Source organism: Verrucosispora sp. SN26_14.1, assembly GCF_004307965.1.
Classification (GTDB): domain Bacteria; phylum Actinomycetota; class Actinomycetes; order Mycobacteriales; family Micromonosporaceae; genus Micromonospora.
The window spans coordinates 1-3,777 of record NZ_SISL01000531.1 but is presented as its reverse complement, the minus strand read 5'-3'; the positions used below and the strand labels follow the sequence as shown (position 1 = coordinate 3,777).

Genomic DNA, 3,777 nt, shown 5'->3' with positions numbered 1-3,777 from the left:
GGCCTCCGCCGGTGACCGCCGGGCGGCCGGGGGCCGCCGACGTGTCGCCGGTACGCGGACCGGGCGCGCGTCGCCGCGCGTCGGCGGTCAGCCCGGGCAGGTCCTGCGCGGCCCGGATCTCGGACGTGATGCCCTGCCAGAGGTGCTCCGGCGGATCGGGCAGGTCGCGCAGCCCCTGGGTGGCGGCACCGAGACCGGCGACGTGCCGCAGGTTCTCCAACTCGCCACGACAGTGCGGGCAGCCGTCGAGGTGGGTGCGGTCGACGTCCTCCGCCTCGCTCTCACCGAGTGCCAGAAAGACCAGCCGATCGTGCTCCAGGTGCGGCACCGTCCACCTCCCATCTGCGCTTCAGGCTCGCCATGCCCCGTCGGATGTGACTCTTGACGGTACCCAGCGGCACACCCGTCACCGCCGCGATCTGCTGGTGGGTCAGATCGTCGAAGAAGGCCAGCTCCAGCATGCGTCGCTGGTCGGCGGGGAGTCGCGCGAGCTCGTCGGCGACCACCAGCCGGTCGACCACGACGTCCGGGTCCACGCCGGGTGCGACCGGCTCGGGCAGTTGGCGGACCGCCTCGGTGACCCGGTTGTCCCGGCTGACCGACCGCAGCCGGTCCACCACCTTGCGCCGGGCGATCCCGAGCAGCCAGCCGACCAGGGAGCCCCGGGCGGGATCGAAGGTGTCCCGGCCGAGCCAGGCGGCGACGAAGGTGGCCTGGGTGACGTCCTCCGCGTCGCTGCGGTTGATCAGTGTGCTGGTGGCCAGATGGAACACGGCACGGCCGTAGCGGTCGTACGCCTCGCGTAATGCCAGTTCGTCGCCGTGGCGGAACCGGTCGGCGAGGTCGTCCTCGGGTGTCCCCGGCTCGTGCCGGGCCCCGTTCACGGGACAGGTCGCCTGGTTGGGGGCATGCCCGACTGTAGCTCTCACCGGCGCTGTCCCCTCTGTCGACCCAGCGGCTCCTCGATGTCTCTTCGCTCGGGACCGCCCCGCCGGATGCGGTGGAGAGGAAGAAAAGAAAGTCGATTCCCGGCGCATCCAGGCGACGGCGTACCGGCGTAACTCGGGATGTCAGCAACACCAACGAACCAGTACGAACCATCAGGAGGCAGACATGCAGCTCGCGTACCTTCGTCGGGTCGCGGCAGGCGGCGCGGTCGCCGCGCTGACCTTCGTCGCCGCCGGCGTCGCCACCGCCACCCCGGCCTACGCCGCCACCTCGAAGGTCTCCGTCGTGCACGGCATCCCGGACACCCCGGTCGACGTCTACGTCAACGGCGAGAAGACGCTCGAGGGATTCAAGCCCGGTGACGTGGCGGGTCCGCTGGACCTGGCCGAGGGGCGGTACGACCTCGCGCTGACCAAGCCGGGCGAGCCGATCGGCCAGGCCATCCTGACCGTGGACGACGCCGAGGTGCCGGGCGGGGCGAACCTCAGCCTCGCCGCCCACCTCGACGCCGAGGGCAAGCCGAAGATCACGCCGTTCGTCAACGACACCGCCAAGGTGGACGCCGGCAAGGCCCGGCTGATCGTCCGGCACACCGCCGCCGCTCCGGCGGTGGACGTACGGGCCGGTGGCACGCCGGTCTTCGAGGACCTGACCAACCCGAACGAGGCCAAGGGCGACGTGGACGCGGGCAGCGTCTCGGCGGACGTGGTGCTCGCCGGCACCGACACGGTGGTGATCGGGCCCGCCGACCTGAACCTGCGCGAGGGCACCGCGACGATCGTCTACGCCATCGGCTCCGCCGAGGGCGAGAACCTGGACATCGTGGCGCAGACCATCACCGGGCTGCACTCGGCCCCCTCCGGCGTGCCCAGCGGCACCGGCGGCCAGGCCGGGACCGGGCTGACCACCGGCTGGTACGTCCTGGCGGGTGTCGGGGTGCTGCTGCTGGTGCTGGGCGGCGTCCGGGTGGCCGGCACCGTCTCGGGTCGCCGGTGAGCGTCGTCAACCGGGCGGCGCTGGCGGCACTCGCTGCCGGCGCCGCCGCGCTCACCGTGACCGCCGTGGTGGCTGTTGCCTCCCGTCCGTCGGGAAGTGTCGGCGCCGAGCAGGCCGTCGCACTGGCCAGTCCGACCCCGTCGGCCGTGGCGCCGAGCGTGGCGGTACGCCCCGGCGGGCTACCCGACGCGGAGACCCCGGTGCCCCCGGTGCGCCTGCGGATCCCCGCGATCGAGGTCGTCGCACGGGTGGAGCCGGTCGGGGTGGACGCGCGCAGCGGCGAGTTCGACGTGCCGCCCAGCGTGGACCGGATCGGCTGGTACCGCTTCGGTCCCGGCCTGGAGGCCGACGCCGGTTCGGTGGTGATCGCCGGCCACGTCGACAGCGCGGAGCAGGGCCGGGGCGCCTTCTGGCGACTGCGGGAACTCGCGCCGGGCGACACGCTCACGGTCACCGGCGCCGACGACACGCCACGCGACTACCGGGTCGTCGCCCGGGAGGAGTACGACAAGACGAAGATCCCGCTGGAGCGCTACTTCGCCCGTGACGGCCGGCCCCGGCTGACGCTGATCACGTGCGGCGGACCGTTCGACGCCCAGGCCCGCAGGTATCGCGACAACATCGTGGTGACGGCGGTTCCGGCGTGACCACTCCGGCCTGCGGTCGAGGCGGGCGCGGTCGTTAGGCTGAACCGTGATGGCTTACCTGGATCATGCCGCGACCACTCCGATGCTCGACGAGGCACTGGAGGCGTACGTCGCGACCGCCCGTGAGGTCGGCAACGCGTCCTCCCTGCACGCGTCCGGTCGGCGTGCCCGGCGGCGGGTCGAGGAGTCGCGGGAACGGGTGGCCGCCGCGCTGGGTGCCCGGCCGTCCGAGGTGATCTTCACCGGGGGCGGTACGGAGAGCGACAACCTCGCGGTCAAGGGCATCTTCTGGGCGCGCCGGGACGCCGACGGTGGGCGGACCCGGGTGGTCTCCAGCGCCGTCGAGCACCACGCGGTGCTCGACGCGGTGGACTGGCTGGGCGCGCACGAGGGCGCCGAGGTGGGCTCCCTGCCGGTCGACGGCACGGGTCGGCTGCACCCCGACGCGCTCCGCGCCGAACTGGCCGCGCACGGCGACCGGGTGGCCCTGGTCACCGCGATGTGGGCGAACAACGAGGTCGGCACCGTCCAGCGGGTCTCCGACCTGGCCGCGGTCGCCGCCGAGTACGGCGTTCCGTTCCACACCGACGCGATCCAGGCGGTCGGCCAGGTGCCGGTCGACTTCGCCGCCAGCGGTGCCGCCGCGCTCACCGTGACCGGTCACAAGCTGGGCGGGCCGGTCGGCATCGGTGCGTTGCTGCTGGGCCGGGACGTCGCCGCGGTGCCGCTGCTGCACGGCGGCGGCCAGGAACGCGACGTGCGTTCCGGCACGCTGGACACCGCCGGCATCGTCGCCTTCGCGGTCGCCGTCGAGGCGGCGGTCAAGGGCCAGCAGGAGTACGCCACCCGGGTCGCCGCACTCCGCGACGACCTGGTCCACCGGGTGCGGCAGGCGGTGCCCGAGGTGGTCTTCAACGGCGACCCGACGGACCGGCTCCCCGGCAACGCGCACTTCTCCTTCCCCGGCTGCGAGGGTGACGCGCTACTACTCCTGCTGGACGCCCAGGGCATCGCCTGCTCGACCGGTTCGGCCTGCTCCGCCGGGGTGGCGCAGCCCTCGCACGTGCTGCTCGCGATGGGCGCCGACGACGACCGGGCCCGTTCCTCGCTGCGCTTCTCGCTCGGTCACACCAGCACCGCCGGGGAGGTCGACGCGCTCATCGCCGCCCTGCCGGCGGCCGTCGAC

At 73.5% G+C, this 3,777-nt stretch carries 4 protein-coding genes and 1 pseudogene; 3 read left to right on the top strand and 2 right to left on the bottom strand.

The window, feature by feature from the left end; all coding sequences use genetic code 11:
* A pseudogene (locus EYA84_RS28495) lies at positions 1-328 on the bottom strand (anti-sigma factor); the annotation flags it as partial.
* Positions 282-884, bottom strand: coding sequence for an RNA polymerase sigma factor (locus tag EYA84_RS28490; protein ID WP_131057031.1), 603 nt, complete (start codon positions 882-884; stop codon positions 282-284). The pseudogene EYA84_RS28495 and the gene EYA84_RS28490, both read right to left, overlap by 47 nt.
* A 229-nt stretch (positions 885-1,113) precedes the next feature.
* Here EYA84_RS28490 and EYA84_RS28485 point away from each other — a divergent pair, with 229 nt between their 5' ends.
* From EYA84_RS28485 to EYA84_RS28475, 3 genes are all read left to right on the top strand, one after another.
* Positions 1,114-1,944, top strand: a complete 831-nt coding sequence (locus EYA84_RS28485) for a DUF4397 domain-containing protein (protein ID WP_131057029.1) — start codon at positions 1,114-1,116, stop codon at positions 1,942-1,944.
* Positions 1,941-2,591: a class F sortase gene (locus tag EYA84_RS28480; RefSeq protein ID WP_131057027.1), complete on the top strand. Its 651-nt coding sequence runs from the start codon at positions 1,941-1,943 to the stop codon at positions 2,589-2,591. Before EYA84_RS28485 ends, EYA84_RS28480 begins: the two co-directional genes overlap by 4 nt.
* A 49-nt stretch (positions 2,592-2,640) precedes the next feature.
* Positions 2,641-3,777: cysteine desulfurase family protein (locus EYA84_RS28475; protein WP_131057025.1), on the top strand; the 1,137-nt coding region annotated here is incomplete at its 3' end.

What these genes read in the sequence shown, in the direction of transcription:
- EYA84_RS28485 (WP_131057029.1), top strand. Translation starts at nt 1,114, where the DNA reads ATGCAGCTCGCGTACCTTCGTCGGGTCGCGGCAGGCGGCGCGGTCGCC.